General features: G+C 37.0%; 13 protein-coding genes. 8 read left to right on the plus strand and 5 right to left on the minus strand.

Annotation, left to right across the window (positions count from 1 at the left end):
• Window positions 1-3 precede the first annotated feature (3 nt).
• Entirely contained in the window at window positions 4-1,164 is a 1,161-nt protein-coding gene (locus ACSLUO_RS14985) for a glycoside hydrolase family 130 protein (RefSeq protein WP_448249687.1), read from the minus strand.
• A gap of 88 nt (window positions 1,165-1,252) precedes the next feature.
• Window positions 1,253-2,641 (minus strand): MFS transporter, encoded by a 1,389-nt coding sequence (locus tag ACSLUO_RS14990; RefSeq protein ID WP_448249689.1) that lies wholly within the window; start codon window positions 2,639-2,641, stop codon window positions 1,253-1,255.
• A gap of 66 nt (window positions 2,642-2,707) precedes the next feature.
• Here ACSLUO_RS14990 and ACSLUO_RS14995 point away from each other — a divergent pair, with 66 nt between their 5' ends.
• From ACSLUO_RS14995 to ACSLUO_RS15005, 3 genes are all read left to right on the plus strand, one after another.
• Entirely contained in the window at window positions 2,708-3,865 is a 1,158-nt protein-coding gene (locus tag ACSLUO_RS14995) for a LacI family DNA-binding transcriptional regulator (protein ID WP_448249691.1), read from the plus strand.
• A 105-nt stretch (window positions 3,866-3,970) separates the two neighbouring features.
• The gene (locus ACSLUO_RS15000; RefSeq protein ID WP_448249693.1) at window positions 3,971-5,143 is read left to right on the plus strand and encodes an AGE family epimerase/isomerase; all 1,173 of its coding nucleotides are present in this window, start codon (window positions 3,971-3,973) and stop codon (window positions 5,141-5,143) included.
• 8 nt (window positions 5,144-5,151) lie between these two features.
• Complete coding sequence (locus tag ACSLUO_RS15005; protein ID WP_448249694.1) at window positions 5,152-6,510, plus strand: phosphohexomutase domain-containing protein; 1,359 nt, start codon at window positions 5,152-5,154, stop codon at window positions 6,508-6,510.
• 84 nt (window positions 6,511-6,594) lie between these two features.
• Here the strand turns inward: ACSLUO_RS15005 and ACSLUO_RS15010 are convergent, their stop codons facing one another.
• Window positions 6,595-7,254 (minus strand): nitroreductase family protein, encoded by a 660-nt coding sequence (locus ACSLUO_RS15010; protein ID WP_448249696.1) that lies wholly within the window; start codon window positions 7,252-7,254, stop codon window positions 6,595-6,597.
• Window positions 7,255-7,432: 178 nt separating this feature from the next.
• Between ACSLUO_RS15010 and ACSLUO_RS15015 the strand changes: the two genes are divergently transcribed.
• Window positions 7,433-8,344: a LysR family transcriptional regulator gene (locus tag ACSLUO_RS15015; RefSeq protein WP_448249698.1), complete on the plus strand. Its 912-nt coding sequence runs from the start codon at window positions 7,433-7,435 to the stop codon at window positions 8,342-8,344.
• Window positions 8,345-8,400: 56 nt separating this feature from the next.
• On the opposite strand, the gene ACSLUO_RS15020 is transcribed toward ACSLUO_RS15015, so the two are convergent.
• Both ACSLUO_RS15020 and ACSLUO_RS15025 read right to left on the minus strand, forming a co-directional pair.
• Window positions 8,401-9,372 carry an alpha/beta hydrolase gene (locus tag ACSLUO_RS15020; RefSeq protein WP_448249699.1) on the minus strand — a complete coding sequence of 324 codons (972 nt, stop codon included), beginning with the start codon at window positions 9,370-9,372 and terminating at the stop codon, window positions 8,401-8,403.
• 63 nt (window positions 9,373-9,435) lie between these two features.
• Window positions 9,436-12,093 (minus strand): glycosyl hydrolase, encoded by a 2,658-nt coding sequence (locus tag ACSLUO_RS15025; protein WP_448249701.1) that lies wholly within the window; start codon window positions 12,091-12,093, stop codon window positions 9,436-9,438.
• A 327-nt stretch (window positions 12,094-12,420) separates the two neighbouring features.
• Between ACSLUO_RS15025 and ACSLUO_RS15030 the strand changes: the two genes are divergently transcribed.
• The 4 genes from ACSLUO_RS15030 to ACSLUO_RS15045 all read left to right on the plus strand — a co-directional run bounded on the left by ACSLUO_RS15030 (window position 12,421) and on the right by ACSLUO_RS15045 (window position 18,161).
• Complete coding sequence (locus tag ACSLUO_RS15030) at window positions 12,421-15,363, plus strand: TonB-dependent receptor (RefSeq protein WP_448249703.1); 2,943 nt, start codon at window positions 12,421-12,423, stop codon at window positions 15,361-15,363.
• Between the two features lie 71 nt (window positions 15,364-15,434).
• The gene (locus tag ACSLUO_RS15035) at window positions 15,435-17,105 is read left to right on the plus strand and encodes a glycoside hydrolase 5 family protein (RefSeq protein WP_448249705.1); all 1,671 of its coding nucleotides are present in this window, start codon (window positions 15,435-15,437) and stop codon (window positions 17,103-17,105) included.
• Window positions 17,095-17,616, plus strand: a complete 522-nt coding sequence (locus tag ACSLUO_RS15040) for an NUDIX hydrolase (RefSeq protein WP_448249707.1) — start codon at window positions 17,095-17,097, stop codon at window positions 17,614-17,616. The genes ACSLUO_RS15035 and ACSLUO_RS15040 overlap by 11 nt, the downstream gene beginning before the upstream one ends.
• Window positions 17,617-17,774: 158 nt before the next feature.
• Window positions 17,775-18,161, plus strand: a complete 387-nt coding sequence (locus ACSLUO_RS15045; RefSeq protein WP_448249709.1) for a hypothetical protein — start codon at window positions 17,775-17,777, stop codon at window positions 18,159-18,161.
• The last annotated feature ends 3 nt before the right edge of the window (window positions 18,162-18,164 follow it).

Consider the following 18,164-nt stretch of genomic DNA (forward strand, 5'->3'; position numbering starts at 1 on the left):
CTATTAAAGATTTTTGTCAATAAGGTTATTAATGGCGATCACAGATGCCGCTGAACGTAATCCGTCTTCTGGCGTATTAACTACATAATCAACTAACTGCCCAATAGATGATGTAGCAACATGCATTCGGGTATCAGAAGAAGCGTAATAAATAAATACGTCACCGTTTTCATCAGCAATCCAACCATTACTAAACACAACATTTGATACATCACCAACCCGTTCTGAACCTTCAGGAGCTATAAAATGCCCTGCTGGTCTATACGTTATTTCCCAAGGCTTGTTTAAATCAGTCATAAACATATAAAGTACATACCTAAGACCAGCAGCTGTATTTCGTACACCATGAGCCAAATGCAACCAACCTTTATCTGTCTTTATTGGTGCAGGACCTTGACCATTCTTAACTTCTTTAATTGTGTGATAAACCTTGTTATCAATGATCACTTCATCTTTTACTTCAGCCTTAACCATTGAATCAGTTAAACCCCAGCCAATACCGCCACCACCGCCAACTGATATGAATCCGTCTTGCGGTCTGGTGTATAATGCATACTTTCCATTAACAAACTCAGGGTGAAGAACTACATTTCTTTGTTGGCCAGAATACGTAATTAAATCAGGTAGGCGTTCCCAGTTAATTAGATCTTTAGTACGAGCAATACCACACTGCGCTTCAGCAGCTGAAGTATCAGCTAGCTTTTTTTGATCTTTTCTTTCTGTACAAAAAAGGCCGTAAATATAGCCATCTTCGTGACGGGTCAAACGCATGTCATATATATTAGTGTCTGGAATTTCTGTTTCAGGCATGCTGATTGGACGCTCCCAAAAACGAAATCCGTCAATACCATTATCACTTTCAGCGACAGCAAAATATGACTTTCTATCATTGCCTTCTACACGAACTACAATGACATATTTGTCATTGTATTTAATAGCCCCTGAATTCAACGTCGCATTAACTCCAATACGCTCCATTGCATAGGGATTTGTTGCTTCATTCAAATCATAACGCCAATTTAATGGAATATGTTCTGGAGTAACAATTGGGTTTTCGTACTTCTGATAAATACCATTACTGCTGTCTTTTGGAAAATTGACCTGTTCAAGCAATTTAGCTTGTTTGTTAAATAACTTTTCAATTCTCGCTGTGTAATTACTCATTTAAACCTCTTTTACTACGACCGGCAACTTGAAACCGGTTACAATTTTAACGATAAATAAGGCGACGCTATAACACGTCGCCTAAAGATTAAGCTTTTTGTTCTCTCAACTTAGTCTGGACTTCTTTCATTACATTGTCAGATAAACTATAAAAGGCAATTATAACGCCTGACAACAACGCACCTAGCGCAGGAATATAACTTATCATCAACTTTAAACCTTCCTTAGTTGCTTCTGACTGTTCAGTATTTGCCTCATAGCCAAAATACGCTAACGTCCATCCGGTCATAGCCCCACCAAGTGTCCAGCCCATCTTCTGTGAAAAAGACGAGGAAGAAAAAATCAACCCTGTTGCACGACGGCCTGTTATAAATTCAGAATAATCGGCAATGTCTGCATACATTGACCAAAGTATTGGGAATATAATCCCTGCACACATACTAACAATTATTTGTAAAACCAAAATTAGGCCAAATTGACTTTCATCCAAGTAATAAAAAAATATGCTAAAAAATGCGGCCATGACCATGGCAGAAAAAAACGCCATTTTTTTACCGATTAATTTAGCCAATGGAGTAGCCAAAATAACGCCAAGAATATTAGCAGCCTGGCCAATAACTAAATAAGCCGTAGTAATGCCAACTGTTAGACCCAAGAAATCGATACTGTCGATGCTAAATGTATACTTGAAGTAATAAACCGCAGCCCCATCTCTCATACTATTGAACACAAGAGTAGATAAAGCCGCACCAAGCAACACAAACCAAGGCTTATTCTGAATCAAGTTTCGAAGATCTTTTTTTGTATCATTTTTTTGCTCTAAAGAGGGCTGAACTCTTTCTCTCGTCAATCTGAACGTTGCAAAAAATAAAGCTGCAGCAATCGCTCCAAACACAACCATAGTTAATGTCCAACCAAGCTGAGGATCTGGTTCGTTAGTAAAAGAATTACTAAACGTATCAATTAAAGGCTCGATTAGAACAAATGCAAATATGCTTCCTGCAAACGCGAAGACCATTCTAAAAGAAGCTAAAGCAGTTCTATCTTCTGAATGAGATGAAATGACTCCAAGTAATGATGCATAAGGTACATTTACAACAGTGTATGCCATCATCATTAGAGTATACGTAATATACGCATAAACTAACTTAGCTTCAGCCGACCAGTTCGGTGTATAAAATGTAAGGACTCCTATAACTGCAAAAGGAATAGCACCAAATGCCAGAAAAGGTCTAAACTTTCCCCAAGGAGTTTTAATACGATCAGCTACAATACCGACAATTGGATCATTTGCTGCATCCCAAAAGCGACTAACTAAAAACATTGTTCCTACTGCCGCCGCACTAATACCAAAGATGTCAGTATAAAAAACCATTAGGTAAACTGAGAATATCTTCCAAAACATAGAAGACGCGAAGTCTCCCAGACCATACCCAATTTTCTCCAATAACTCCGGCCTTTCATTAACTTGATTCATAAATTTCCTATACAGATAAACTCACATCGTTTTTAAAAATGTAAAACACCAAAACAATGTAACCGGTTGCAAAGGGGATTTCCAGTTATTTTTTCTTTTTGTAAGAAAAATCTGCATAAATACAAGATAAGTTTACTATTTATAGTTGATAATTTTAATTTAATCCTTAAACATTTAGATAAAATTTGGTATAAATGTAACAGGTTTCATTTCATTGATTTTTATAACATGTCCAATATTAGGGAAGTAGCAGAATTAGCTGGCGTATCAACAGCCACAGTTTCCAGAGCGATCAGTAACCCAGATAAAGTTTCAGAAAAGGCCTTAAAAAAAGTCCAAGACGCTATAGATAAAATCGGTTATAAACCGAATATGATGGCTAGAAATTTCAGATTCCATAGAGCATATTCAATCTTAGTGCTTGTTCCTGATTTAGCTAATGCTTTTTTTTCTACTGTTGTCAAAGGTATTGAAGATGTCGCAAGAACGAAAGGTTATAGTATCCTACTAGGTGATACTCGGGATTCTCTTGACAGAGAAAAAGAGTATTTAAGATTATTGAATACCAGCCAAGCTGACGGGGTAATACAATTACGACCCCACCGAGAAGAAGATATGTCAACATTTGTTAATGCTGACTTCCCTGTCGTGAATGCCTGTGGTTGTATTGGAACTCCCTACCCTACAGTCAGAATAGATAATATGGCTGCTCAAAAAACCGTAGTCGATTACTTAATTTCATTAGGGCATACTAAAATTGCAGCAGTAACTGGGCTTTCAGATAATCCTCACTCTATAAGACGTCTTGAAGGATATAAACAATCACTAGCTCAAGCAGGCATTCCATTTGAAAAGTCGCTGGTTTTTGAAGGTGATTTTAGTAAATGGTCAGGTTTAAATGCCGCAACTCAATTTGTCCACATGGATAACAGGCCTACAGCTGTTGTATCCTTTAACGATGAAATGGCGATTGGCCTGATAAAAGGATTTAAAACAGCAGGCCTTTCAGTTCCAAGCGATGTATCTGTTACTGGGTTTGATGATATGGAAGTTAGTAAATATATTGATCCCACTTTAACAACAATTTCTCAGCCAGCTACTGAGTTAGGTAAAACAGCAATGAATTTATTATTTAGACTTCTAGATGATAAAGAAATAACCCAAACAGAGTATGTTTTACCATTTGAGTTCTTAGTTAGAGAAAGTACTTCAGCCCCCAAATAAATCGAATAGAAATTGCTTAATTGCAATTTTTATCACAAAACATTTGTAACCGGTTACAAATGTTTTGTATGATAGCTCCAAGATATGTTTTGGAGTTTATAAATAATGACAAATTTGGTTATAAATACACAAAAGCTCGTTAACTGGTTTAAGTTCGATGCTTTACCGTTGTGGTCAACAACGGGTATAGATAAGCTTACTGGTGGAGTTTACGAAAGATTACTTAAGAATGGGGAGCCGGATCTATCAGCGGCTCGCCGAGTTAGAGTGAACTATCGTCAAATGTATGTATTCTCTCTAGCGCACGAGTTAGGCTGGATGGAAAATGCACAAGACTTGGTTTCAAAAATAAATAACTACCTGAAAAATAAAGCAAAAACAAGCGAATGCGAATCAACCTTTGCCCACCTCTTGGATTACAACAGTAAAATAATAGATCCTAAACAAGATACCTACGACTTAGCATTTTACCTGTTAAGTTGTGCGCAGAGGTTTAAAGCTTTTGATGACCATTCAGCACTAGTTGATGCCGAAAAAATGATGGCTACTATTGATGAAAAAATAAAAGGCATAAATGCTGGTTGGCTTGAAGGGAATTATAATTCTTCAGTCAGAAGGCAAAACCCTCACATGCACTTATTCGAAGCCTTTATTGCTTTGTATCAAGCATCCAAAAATCCTTCTTGGATAGCAAGAGCTGGAGAAATATTTAGCATGTTTGAGTCACACTTTTATGATGCCCAACATGGGGTTTTACTAGAATTTTTTAATGCAGATTGGTCGCCTCAATTTGGAACTCACGGACATATTGTTGAGCCTGGACATATGTACGAATGGGTTTGGTTATTACACCAATATTCAGACATAACCCATTCCCCTATTTCTAGGTATACAGCTAACTTATTTATCAATGCTTTTAAACTAGGCACAAATGTAACCGGTTTGATTTATGATGAGGTCAATCAATATGGTGAGCCCTTAAAAAATACTAAGAGATGCTGGCCAGTAACAGAGTACATTAAATCGAGCTTAGCTATGGCTAATAGCTGTTTAAATTTTGAAGATAAAAATAAATTTGAATCTTACGCGTCCAAAGCTATTGAAGCGTTATTTACGTATTATCTTACAGCAAATACAGCAGGGGCTTACATCGATCAATTGGGTGCCAATGACGAAGTAGTTGTAGATTATGCTCCTGCAAGCACTTTGTATCACCTTATTGTAGCAGCTAAGGAAGCTAGCAATTATTGCAATCAACATCACAATTCAACTTTTTAGGAAATAATATGGAAACGCTAACTTGTTTTAAATCGTACGATGTAAGGGGAAAGGTGCCAGAACAACTGAATCCGGAAATCGCTTATAAAATTGGTAGAGCCTACGTTGAGCATTTTAAGCCTAAAGCAGTGGCTATTGGACATGATATTCGATTGACCAGTCCACAAATAAGTAAAGCTTTATGTAAAGGTATTTTAGAAAGCGGATCTGATGTAGTCGATATTGGTTTATGCGGAACTGAAGAAGTGTATTTTGCTGCTGCAACAGAAAATGTAGATGGCGGAATCTGTGTCACAGCCAGCCACAATCCTAAAAATTACAATGGAATGAAGTTCGTAACTAAAGGAGCCAAACCAGTTAGTTCAGACAATGGCCTATTACAAATAAGGACACTAGCAGAAAAAGGTGAATTTGAAGAGTGCCCTTTAGCTGGTAGTTACACTCAAAAAAATATTGATAGTTCATACCTTAGACACTTATTAAGTTATATTGATACTAATAACTTGAAACCACTTAAATTAGTAGTAAATGCCGGTAATGGTGGAGCGGGAAAAATAATAGATTTACTAGAAAAACACCTTCCGTTTGATTTTATCAAAATTAATCATCAACCTGACGGTAGCTTCCCACATGGTGTACCAAACCCCCTTCTTGAGGAAAACCGATTTGTAACTCAACAGGCAGTAATCGAGCATAAGGCTGACTTAGGCATAGCCTGGGATGGAGATTTCGATCGTTGTTTTTTCTTTGACGAAAAAGGTAATTTTGTTGAAGGCTATTATTTGGTAGGCCTATTTGCAAAATCACTTTTAGAAAAATCCCCCGGCTCTGCAATTATTTATGACCCTAGACTTTATTGGAATACACTTGACGTTGTTGAAAAAGCAGGCGGAAAAGCGGTAATGAGCAAAACAGGCCATGCTTTTATTAAAAATGTTATGAGGCAAGAAAACGCGGTTTACGGCGGAGAAATGAGCGCTCATCACTATTTTCAGTCTTTTTCGTACTGCGATAATGGCACAATACCATGGTTACTGCTTACAAACATTATTTCTACAACAGGTTTATCGTTAAGTAATTTAATTAATGACAGAATTCAAAAATTTCCTTGTAGTGGTGAAATCAATATAAAAGTTGAGCTTACCGCAACCTTCTTTGATGATTTAGCTAACGCATTTAACGAAAAAGTTTTGCATCAAGATCGCTTAGATGGCCTCACCTTGGAGTTTAAAAACTGGCGATTTAACGTTAGAGCCTCTAGCACTGAACCATTATTACGCATAAATGTTGAAAGTCGTGAAGACAGCTCTCTCGTTACTGAAAAATCCAATGAGTTATTACAACACATAAAAAAACTATGTAACTAATTTATTAAGTTAGAATATTAAATGCAGGTATTTAATTTAATATACCTGCATTTTGGTTAGTTACCTTAAATTCATACAAAGTTTTTAAATTACAGTTACCACATCTTCCAAGGGCAGGCGAGCTTTAGGTAAACCTTTATTATAATCCTCACCATCTAAGTGGTAGCCTAGTGCAACGGCCACCTCACAAACATACCCTTCTAATTCTTCTTTGAATATCTCACCAATGAGATCAGTGTCTATCCCTTCCATTGGAGTCGAATCAATATTCATTCTTGCGGTAGTATGAAGTAAATTCCCTAATGCTAAGTAAGTTTGAGCTTTTGTCCAATGACCATTAAACCCTGTATCGTCAGTATTTAACTCTGCAAAAAGAAATCCTTTATTGAGCATATCGTCATACTTTGCTTTTGGTAAATGCCCTGAGCTGACTTCTACATCGACGACCTTAGAATATATTTCTTTAGTAAAATACGGATTATGTGCCAAAAGAATAATATTTGATGCCTCTAATGCATGTTTTTGATTCATTTGGAACTTGTTTTTAAAGGTACTATGGAATCGCTGCTTAGCTTCTTTACTTTCAATAACAAGAAATTTCCATGGTTGAGAATTTACTGAAGAAGGGGACATTCTCAATGCCTCAAGAATTACGCTCATATCTTCATTTGAAATATGTTTGCTAGAATCATAGCTCTTAGCTGTATAACGATTATTTAAATCTTTAAGTACTGGGTGCTGCATTATTTAACCTCTTTAAACGGTGTCATCATGGAGTGTAATTGGCAACTAAAACACTATTCAATAATCACTAACAAATGAATATTAGTATTACTCGGATCTTATTCTTTTAAAAATAAACTAACATCCCCTAAAATAGGGAATAATTATCCCAAAATTCAGGATTAATAAAGGTATTGAAATGGATCTTGATTTAAAAAACTTGGAATTGTTTCTCAAAGTGACCGAAATAGGAAAAATAGGACAAGCCGGAAGTTTGTTAGGTTTATCCACTACAAATGCCAGTCAACGCTTACATCAACTCGAAAGCAATCTGGGCGTTAAGTTATTTCATAGATCCACTAGACGTGTCACTCTTACTCACGATGGCGAAACCTTTCTTCAACATGCCCAGCGCATTATAAATAATTTAGAAGAGGTAAAGAACGTATTCAAAGCTTCAAAAAATATAAAAGGTACACTGAGAATCACTTGTTCATCATCATATGGGCGTATCTATATAGTGCCTTTTATTCCAGAATTTCTTAAAATGTATCCAGAGCTAAATATCAAAATAGATTTTAGTGACAAAAATGTTGATATAATCGAACACGGTTATGATGTAGCAATCCGGATTGGTGAGCTTCATGATAGTACTCTTTTAGCAAGACGATTGGCTGACAACCCAATGTTACTTGTAGCATCTCCAGACTACTTAAAAAAACACGGTACTCTCACGCATCCCCAAGAACTAATTAACCATGTTTGTCTTCCATTTACAGGCCAAAAAAAATGGATATTAAAAGACAAAAATAATAAGAAATTTCAGGTCGATGTGAGTGGACCTATTTCAGTAAATTGGGGGGATGCTATAAGTGATTTAGTTGAAGCTGGAGTTGGGATCGGATTAGCCGCATACTGGCATGCTGGACCAGCGTTAAAACAAAGAAAAGTGGTGCCTATATTCTCTGATCACAAAATTACTTCCAATGCAAAAATTTGGGCCGTTCGCCCTCCTAGCCAAGTTATGCCCGTAAGAGTCAAAGTATTTTTAGACTTTATTGAACACATCATTCACAAAACCAATAAAGAAAGATACGAAGATCTATTGTAAAAAAAGTAATTTAATGGTCGGTAACATTATTCGTTACTGACCATTAAAAATGCTTATCAAAACCCTTTAGCTCTTATATTCCAAGAGTTATTTAGGCATAAATCGCATTCTTTCCCTATGAATACATTCTTCAATGATTGCTTCCCCTTAAGGTGCCAGTCTAACCATTTAATGGTGATTTCGGCATATTCACCACCACTGGGTTCAAAAAAACTTGACTCATGAGGTGTATTATTTCGCCAAGCATGAACAACAGGGATATGATTAATGTAATTAAAGTCAGCTACAGAATTAGGGTAAGCAACATCTATTTCACTACCGCTTAAATACAAAATATTTTTTTTCAAGTACTGAAGACTATCCTTAGTTGCAACGCCACCACCTGGTGCTGCTTTACCAAAGTTCCATGTACCACTATTTAGCGCAACTACTGTTGTAAATCTTGGGTCTGCCCCAGCAGATATCGCTTGTAATCCACCGCAAGACGTCCCCATACTAGCAATATTTAATATGTCAAATTTACCAAAGTATCGACTTTTAGGTCTATAATTTTCCGTAATCACCCAGTCTACGGCTACATTTAACATCCCCGGAAAAGATGGAGCAGCGCGTTGCCCTCTTTCCTCTATAGACAAACTACTTTCTGGCATATCATGCCACTCTCTAAACCTAAGTTCATTTGGTGTTGGCGTACCGACTGCTACAACAATATAGCCATGGGACGCAATTTCGGTTAAAAAGTATTTATAGCCATCACCTTGGCTGCTGCAACCTCCGTTTCCCCATACTACAATTGGAAACTTTTTATCAAAGGTGTTATCAAAAACGGCATTTGGCACATATATAGTATGAGTAGGCAATGTAGTTTCAACCACCATTGTCGATTTGTATATTCCTCCGCCTCCTGCTTGTGCAACTTTTTCAGCTACCACAAACTTTTCTGGCACTTGATTAATCAATCCTGTTTTTTGGCATCCGAATAAATAAACAGTAAAAAAAAACATTAATAGTAATTGATATTTGTTCACATTATTCTCCCAAAAAGCCGTTGTTCACTTCACAACAGCTTCTTCATTTAAATTATGTAAGAACTAATTAGCACTAAATTGAATGTTATCTATCTGGATTACTACACCTATTTGTTCATTACTCCACGGTTGAGGAACGATAACTAATGGCGCTATGACGTAATCAATGGCTAATGGGTTGTCGCTATTGCGAGTTAATAGATCCGCAACAGCAAAGGTATAAGTTTGCCACTCTCCCACAGTCGGCGTTGCACCTTCGATACTGTCAGTAAATGCAACATCTCCTGTTCCGCAAGGCCAACCACAATCAATTTTCATAGTCCAGCCGGTGATTCCTTCTGGTTGTTCAACTACTTTTAAATCAAAAGAAATTGTGCCTTCCTGGTAATCTGATAAGTCCTGTGGATTATCAAAAATTATTTCACTAACAGTTTCACCACCAATATAGGTGTGCTGAATAACGTTTCCTTTATCACCACCAACGTCAACAATGTCTTGTTGTACTTTGTCAGTTTGACCTGCACTCCACCCTTCTACATGGTCTGCAAATACAACCATATTGTCTACAGCTGTTTCTTCGGTGGCTGCTGAAGTCACAAATCTAATATTATCTAATTGAATCACAACACCAATTTGTTCGTTACTCCAAGGTTGAGGCACTATAATCAGTGGTGCTGTAACGTTATCTATAGTTAATGGGCTGTCTGGATTTAACGTTAGCAATCCTGCAATACTAAACTTATATGTTTGCCACACACCAACTTCCGGAACAACACCGTTCATATTGCTAGCTAAGTCTACATCACCCGTACCACAAGGCCAGCCACAATCAATTTTCATAGCCCAACCAGTAATACCACCTGGTTGTTCAATAATTTTTAAATCAAATTCAATGAATCCTTCAGCATAGTCCGATAAATTTTGAGCACTATCAAAGATTAATTCACTAACGGTTTCACCACCTATAAAGGTATGTTGAATCACTTGGCCGTGACCGTCTGAACCCTCAACAATTTCTTGAGTTACATTATCCGGTTGACCATCATACCAACCTAATATTTCCTCATCAAAGACAACCAACTCATTACTTTCAGTAGATTGTTCTACTGGTTCGGCTGGCTCAAATACAATATTATCAATTTGTAAAACCACACCTATTTGTTCATTACTCCAAGGCTGTGGAACAATAACTAACGGAGTTGTTACATTACCTATCGTTAGTGAATTTTCAGCATTAAAAGTGAGAAGCTCAGCTATACTAAACTCATATGTTTGCCATTCCCCAACAGTCGGCACAATCCCTTTTACATTGCTAGTAAGAGGGACATCCCCTGTACCACATGGCCAACCGCAATCAACTTTCATTGTCCAACCGGTTATCCCCACAGGCTGCTCGATGATTTTAAGATCAAACTTCAACGTGCCTTTATCATAATCTGACAGATCAAGAGCTGAATTGGAGATAAGTTCACTGACAGTTTCTCCACCAATATAGGTGTGTTGAATAACATTACCATGACCTTCGCCACCATCTACAATTTCTTGTGTAACCTTATCAGTTTGACCTACTGACCAACCAACAACTTCCTCTTCAAAAATCACTAAAGGTTCAATTATTGACACTTCGGAAGCAGGTACGTCGTACATTACTTTATTGCCATCTGTCCAACCTGGCATATCATCTAGCTTGACAACATTCTCGGCGTTATATAACGCACGAATATCTGACGTAGTGTTATGTTCAAATGTAAGTTCTGACCAACTCATTACAAATGTCCACAAAGGTTGTTTCTCTAATAACTCTGGAGTAGGCAACACATGTACTTCCCCCATTGCAATTGGCTTATCACCGGCTTTATTTACAAGAGCGTCGTATTTTGCTGTTGTGAAGCCAGTGCCATCAGTACCATAAATATCAATAGATAATAAATCCCAATATTCAGCTCCTGGATCGTAATCAATTAGATCTTGCTCTAGTGTTGCAAAATCCTGAACGTTCCAAATGAATGTTAAGTTTGTTAAGTCTTTTTCATTAACTAAATAGTCGCGAGTTAATCGGTATAGCTCAGGTGTGTTTGCTTTCTCTGCTGCATTTTTTGATGACCACCAGAATAGAGTCTGGTTCATTTCATGAAATGGACGAAACAAAACTCGCACACCTTTTTTGTTCAAATAATCTAGGTGAAAAGCCATGTCATCTAATCGTTCCTTCCAAATTTTGTTCAGCTCACCACCATCAGTTAATAAACTAGTCCATTGTTCAGAAGTTAATTCATAATGCATACCACTTTCATTCCAACCACAAGTTTCACCTGTTGTAGGAGGGCATACATGCATCATGATATTAATTAGCATTCCTTGCTTCCAACGTTTCTCTGCTTCAAGGATCATTTGTAAACGGCTATCCACATCACTTTGTGCAAATAGAAAATCGCCACTCCAAAGCCCCGGCCACAGCCCTGTTGCTTTTGCTACTTCTTCAGTCCACTTATCAGGATCACTATTTGGTTCTCTGTTATGAACTCCTACTACCGTTTTTTCACCTTTTATGGAATTCAAATAGTTAAGCATAACAGGTTCTAACAACCTATTATCCTCTATTGGTTGCTGATCTTGATCTTCTACTTCAGGAATAAATTCAATTGTTGGTTCTTCGTTATTGCAAGCACTAATTAAAGCGCAGAAGCTAATCACGGTCCCTAACTTGAGCAAATTGTTCATCTTAACCCCGTTAAATTTGTTGGTTTAATTTATCTTTTTAGTTTTTTAAATACGAATTAACGCACTTTTTACACGTGTGATTATCACATTAAACGACAATGTAATCGGTTACAAGTTTTTTTGCGAATTTTTCTTAAGATGGAAAATAAATTACAAATTTTAGCCCAAAACAGTTGATCAGGCCGAAAAAATCATCTAAATTCAGCTAAGTCAGAAAAAAAAGCGCATTTTTTTTTACTGTATTCTGTAACCGGTTACAATAAATGGTTACTATCAAGTAAAAATGACATGTGTTAAATTTCGAATATAACAAGGTAGAATAATAATATGAAACTTAAAAAAACACTTTTAGCTGCCAGTATCACACTAGGCGTAATACAAAACGTTAACGCTGAAGAAGTGGTGATTGATACGGAAGCAGAGGTTGAAATCATAACTGTAAAAGGAATTCGTGGATCAAGTATTCGTTCAATTTATGATAAAAGAAACGCAGATTCAATTATTGATACAATCTCCGCAGAGGATATCGGGAAACTGCCGGACATCACAATCGCTGACTCTCTTCAACGTGTAACCGGTATACAAATTTCACGCTCAGCTGGAGAAGGCGCGCAAGTCAATGTCCGAGGTTTATCTCAAGTAACAACACTAATAAATGGCGAACAATTTATTAGTGCAGGTTCAATAACTGGTTTACAGCCTGACTACGCTGACGTTCCCGCAGAGCTTTTAGGCGGAGTTGAGGTTCATAAATCTGCAGAAGCAAATCTCATGTCGTCAGGGATATCGGGGACAATTAACCTAAAAAGTCGTCGTCCTTTTGACTTAGACGATGATGGCGCTACATTTTTAGTGTCAGGAGATGTTTCAGATGGAAACTTTACTGACGACAAAGGGCATAAAGCAGTGTTATTCGCAGGTTATAAAGGTGAAGAGTTTGGGGTAATTGCGACAGCAACTAAATCTGAAGCAACACTAGCAAATTACCGATACGGCATGATGTCAGACTTTGTATATCGAAGCTTTAGAGATGACGTAGACGGTGATGGCGAAACTGACGCATTTTTGGGTAATATTGATTATGGTATAACCAATAAAACAGCCGTAAGAGATCGTATTGGTGGCTCACTGTCTTTTCAATATTTAGCCAACGATAATATAGAGTTAATCGGTGATGTATTTTATACAGAAATGGAAAACAACGATTTATTAAATGGTTTGGTTGCTGATAACGCTTGGTCGAAATGGAGTAACTTTATTCAACCTATCGATCTTACAAGTAGAGGTAAAGAAGGGAATGTTGATGAAGAATATGAAGGCGAACAATATTTTACAACAAACTATTTCAACATCCATGCTCCGCGAGTTATGTCAAAAGGTGAAGCTGTTCGAAGTGAACGAGACTCTCTAAATGCAAACTTACAACTAAATTTTGTATTTGGTGATCAATTTAGCGGCTCATTCAGATACATACACGGCGACGCATATAGTCACACTACCAACAACTATGCTGATGCATTTATCACAACTGGTGAGCAACAAAATTTATACAGTAAAGTTGATGGAATCCAACAAGCTGTTAACCCCGGAGGTTGGGGGCCTGATGATGTTATTATAAAAGTCGACATGCGAGGAACTCATCCCACTATGGAATTTCCAGAAGGGTTCGGTAGTAACTTAAGTGAATATGCTCTAGTTTCTACGTTTTCGTCTCGAAACAGTGAAAATGAAGCCAATCTAGATGCACTTCGCTTTGACGGTAAATATGAATTTGAAGATGGGTACGGTCCTATCGACATGATTGACCTTGAATTTGGTGCACGTTTAGCAAAACGTAAAGTAGAATCTTTAGCCTATGATTTAGCCGCTCCTTTTACTCGAAAACTAAACAATAACAGTGGTGACCTTGTTACCGCATACGCAATGTGGAAAGACGCTGGCCTTTCTATCGATGGAGGCACAGGCGACACTATCGGGCGCTTTATCGGTTACGAAGAATTAGATACTCTTGGTTACATAACTCAAATATCTGATTTTGGACCGGCTTCCGATGGCAGCAGTTTCTACTTCATTGACGCATCGACAATGTCAAATTCATTAGCGTTCCAGAATGCTATTTACGATGGCAACGTTAGAGCACCAAGGTGGTTTAGTTCGTACCAAGTAGAAGAAGAAACAGCTACTTCTTATATTCAATTAAACCTATCTGGTGAAATTGGAATTCCTTTTAGAGCAAATATTGGTGTACAAGCGGTTAGTAGCGAAATTGACGTTACTAACTACGCTGGCGGTAATAGCGGTAATTCATACTTAGTTATAGATGAAGTTCGCTACAACTCTATTGCTGGTACACCTGGTCCTAAAACTGGAACTATCGTTACATCAAAACAAACCATGGATTATTTACCAAGAGCTAACTTTACATTCGATTTAAGTGAAGAATTTGTTATGAGATTTTCTTACACTGAAAATCTAACCCAACTTGATGCTAGCCGCCTTGGGCAAGGTGAAGAAGTAACAATGACAGCTTATGGTATTGAAGAATTGCAAGGAGTTTTTCAAGCTCAACGATTAACCAGAAATGGCTCGCCACTGCTAGAACCATGGAAATCTAAAAATCTAGATCTCAGTTTTGAATGGTACTTTAACGACGAAGGCATTATCAGTCTAGGTCTATACAAATTAGATATCGAAAGTTTCCCAACTACCGTCAACACTGAAGTTGAAGGTGTCGCAGACTCAGACGGAGTCATACGTAACAACGGCATCCCTGCAAACTATTGGGTAAATGGCGATGGTGCGGGTCTCGAAGGTATCGAAGCAGGTTATCATCAAGCTTATGACTTTTTACCGGGAATATTCAGCGGGTTAGGTTCAACTATTAACTATACATGGGCTGTAGGTGAAGGTGGTTCGGAAGACTATTATGGTAAAGAACTCATTATGCCAGGAATTTCTGAGCATCAATTTAACGCAATTCTTTGGTATCAATACGACGATTTTCAAGCTCGTGTAGCATATAACTACCGAAGTGAACGTTTTAACGGCACGATTGGCGCTGATGGTCATAACCTTGCTTATATGACAAGCCCAACTAAATTTGTCGATGTTTCAGCGAACTATCAGGTTACGGATAATATTGAAATTTATGTACAAGGGCAAAATATCACTGAAGAGTTCGAAAGTACTTATATGCAATGGTCTGATGTAACAACTAATCAAAATGTATTTGAATCTAGATACACCTTTGGTGTAAGAGCTCGTTTTTAATTTCAGTAGATTTTAAAACATAAATGGCTCAGTTTACACTGGGCCTTTTCCTTATTAAGAAATAAATTATTATGCGACATTATTTAACATTATCAGCAATCGCTTTATTAGCCGCTTGTAGTAATTCTCATCATGAAATAGTCCCTGAAACCATTTCATTAAAGCTTTCAAGTAAAATAGTTGGTTTATATCAGCCATTAGAATTAAGCTCTCAATTTACTGCAAACTGGCAAGACCCGTACAACTCAGTTGACGTAATGACTGACCTAAAGATAGTTACTCCAAGTGGTAAGTTGCTTAGACTACCTGGTTACTTCCACTCAGGTAAATCAGATGAGTTATCAAACTGGTCCTTTAAACTGGCTCCAAAAGAATTAGGTGAATATACCGTTTCATCCGTTGTATATGACGACGGGAAGCTCATTGGTGAATCTCAAATAGCTACTTTTAAATCTATTCCTTCAGCATCTAAGGGCTTCATTGAAGCCAATGACCTTTGGTCGTTTAAATATAGTAATGGAGAACTTTTTAGAGGAATTGGTGAAAATTTTGGCTGGGAAGCTAGAGACGAAGATGACTCTAAATATTTTAGTGAATTACATGAAGACAAAAGATTCAATTACGACTATATGTTGAGAAAATTAAGTGACAATGGCGCCAATATATTCCGAACTTGGATGATTTACTGGAACCTTCCGGTAGATTGGAAAACAGTTAAAAACTCCTCTCGATATTCAAACGATGCCACAAGGTTTAATGACTCGGGTGTTGTGAGAATGAATGAATTAGTGGCTCTAACCGAACAACATGGAATGAAAATGATATTATCATTAGATAGTCACGCAGGATTTGACGACATTGCTTGGCAATTTAATACCTATAGTCAATCTGTTGGAGGACCAGCAAATACGCTAATCGATTTCTTTGTTAATACTGATAGCAAGCAAAGATACAAAGATAAACTAAGATTTATGGTAGCAAATTGGAGTTATAGTACGGGTATTGCTGCGTGGGAATTTTTTAATGAAGTTGATAATATCATGTATGACGGTTACGACAGAAAGATTGACGATAACATTGTCGTGAATTGGCACACAGAGATGAGCGACTACTTGTCGCAAATAGATCCGCATGAGCACTTGATCACTACAAGTATTTCGCATAGAGCAGTAACCGGATTATTTGATATTAAAAACATCGACTTTAACCAGTCACATTTATATAAAGTTACTAATGAAATTCCAGAGATTATAAACGAATTTGTTACAACACATAACAAGCCATACTTTGCTGGAGAGTTCAGTGCAGAGTGGGATTGGAGTAAAAATTTTAATGAGTTCAAAGATGAAATGGTTTCTGATTTCAAACGCGGTTTATGGTACGGCTTATTTTCTCCAACACCTATTATGCCATTAAGTTGGTGGTGGGAGTACTTTAACGAAAATGGTACCGACAGCTACTTTGCTAATGTACAAAAAATAAACGAAATTATGTTGGCAGATGGTCCTATTTCAAAGGTTGATTGGCCAATAAGCCCAGAGAACTTAACCGAGTATGCTGTTCAAACTACAAACAAAGTGTTCGTATACTTATTAAATAATACTGACACCCCAATCACATGGAAAAATAGCGATAATTTAAGGCTTCAATCTATATATCACTGTGAAACAGGACAAATGTCCAGCAGCAGTAACCTTCTGTTACTTCCTAGTGAAGATTATATTTTGATTTATGGAAAATAATTCAATGTTTATTCATTGCCCAAATTGTACAAGCAAAAATTTTGACTTCTTGAATCAACATAAATGGTCTTGCACAAATTGTGGTTTTGAATATTTTCACAATGTTGCCGCCTCAGTAGCAGCCCTAATTGTAGTAGACAATGAAATTCTATTAACAAAAAGAGCTAAGGAACCAAAAAAAGGATTTTTGGATTTACCTGGCGGGTTTGTAGATCCAAATGAATCTCTTGAGCAAGCTTTGACCAGAGAAATAGCAGAAGAGCTGGGAGTTGATTTAAATATCAGTACGTATTTAACTTCATGTTCTAATACATATACGTATAAGAACATCATTTATAAAACGTGCGACAGCTTTTTTATCTGTTATCTTACCAAAAAACCTAAAATATCCGCTGATAGCAATGAAATTTCTTCATATCAGTGGATAGATCTAAAGCAAATCAATGACAGTAAGTTTGCCTTTGAGTCATCCAAACTAGCGATTCAAAAAATGTTATCAACTAAAAAATAACTATTAGATAAGTGACTGAACAAATATATCACAAACCACAATGTAACCGGTAACTTATAGCGGAAAATATACACTAAATGAAACTGTATAATAAAACGATTTTCTCACTATTTATTGTGACTACTCTTTTAGCTTGTAGCAGAGAAGAGCCCAAAGTTTTGCCAAAACTAGACCGTGAATCACCAATAACAGGAACACTACTGGATAGTTTTGATTTATCAGGAGTTGAATATAACAAAGCAACTGAAAACTTTACTGTGCATTCTTTAATTACCAATGGTGCTATATTCCAACAAGAAAAAGAGATCCGTTTTGCTGGGATTGCAACACCAAAAAACCTTATCGCGGTAGAACTAAAAAACGACATCAACCAACAAGAAGTACTGACTTATACACGAGTACCTGAAAGCGGAGAATGGTTAATTACTTTGCCTTCACAAAAGGCCTCTTTCGACACCTATACATTGACTATCTCCAACGGACAATTCCAATCACGTATAAAAAATATATTAATTGGCGAAGTCTGGTTGGTTGCAGGGCAATAAAAT

It is taken from the genome of Thalassotalea agariperforans (assembly GCF_053470345.1).

Coding starts and splice junctions, on each gene's coding strand:
- ACSLUO_RS14985 (WP_448249687.1), bottom strand. CDS start 1,164: ATGAGTAATTACACAGCGAGAATTGAAAAGTTATTTAACAAACAAGCT.
- ACSLUO_RS14990 (WP_448249689.1), bottom strand. CDS start 2,641: ATGAATCAAGTTAATGAAAGGCCGGAGTTATTGGAGAAAATTGGGTAT.
- ACSLUO_RS15000 (WP_448249693.1), top strand. CDS start 3,971: ATGACAAATTTGGTTATAAATACACAAAAGCTCGTTAACTGGTTTAAG.
- ACSLUO_RS15005 (WP_448249694.1), top strand. CDS start 5,152: ATGGAAACGCTAACTTGTTTTAAATCGTACGATGTAAGGGGAAAGGTG.
- ACSLUO_RS15010 (WP_448249696.1), bottom strand. CDS start 7,254: ATGCAGCACCCAGTACTTAAAGATTTAAATAATCGTTATACAGCTAAG.
- ACSLUO_RS15015 (WP_448249698.1), top strand. CDS start 7,433: ATGGATCTTGATTTAAAAAACTTGGAATTGTTTCTCAAAGTGACCGAA.
- ACSLUO_RS15025 (WP_448249701.1), bottom strand. CDS start 12,093: ATGAACAATTTGCTCAAGTTAGGGACCGTGATTAGCTTCTGCGCTTTA.
- ACSLUO_RS15030 (WP_448249703.1), top strand. CDS start 12,421: ATGAAACTTAAAAAAACACTTTTAGCTGCCAGTATCACACTAGGCGTA.
- ACSLUO_RS15035 (WP_448249705.1), top strand. CDS start 15,435: ATGCGACATTATTTAACATTATCAGCAATCGCTTTATTAGCCGCTTGT.
- ACSLUO_RS15040 (WP_448249707.1), top strand. CDS start 17,095: ATGGAAAATAATTCAATGTTTATTCATTGCCCAAATTGTACAAGCAAA.